1 rRNA gene is annotated in these 538 nt (G+C 59.3%); it reads left to right on the forward strand.

What is annotated here, in order from left to right:
- Nucleotides 1–538 (forward strand): 23S ribosomal RNA (locus KM933_RS38780); the annotation flags it as partial.

Below are 538 nucleotides of genomic sequence, written 5' to 3' on the forward strand. Positions count from 1 at the left end.
GGGAGCTTGACTGTGAGACCGACGGGTCGAGCAGGGACGAAAGTCGGGACTAGTGATCCGGCGGTGGCTTGTGGAAGCGCCGTCGCTCAACGGATAAAAGGTACCCCGGGGATAACAGGCTGATCTTCCCCAAGAGTCCATATCGACGGGATGGTTTGGCACCTCGATGTCGGCTCGTCGCATCCTGGGGCTGGAGTCGGTCCCAAGGGTTGGGCTGTTCGCCCATTAAAGCGGTACGCGAGCTGGGTTTAGAACGTCGTGAGACAGTTCGGTCCCTATCCGCTGTGCGCGTAGGAGTCTTGAGAAGGGCTGTCCCTAGTACGAGAGGACCGGGACGGACGAACCTCTGGTGTGCCAGTTGTCCTGCCAAGGGCATGGCTGGTTGGCTACGTTCGGGAGGGATAACCGCTGAAAGCATCTAAGCGGGAAGCCTGCTTCGAGATGAGGACTCCCACCAACTAGATTGGTTAAGGCTCCCAGTAGACGACTGGGTTGATAGGCCGGATGTGGAAGCCCTGTAAGGGGTGGAGCTGACCGG

The organism is Streptomyces beigongshangae (assembly GCF_019710745.1).
Classification (GTDB): Bacteria; Actinomycetota; Actinomycetes; order Streptomycetales; family Streptomycetaceae; genus Streptomyces; species Streptomyces beigongshangae.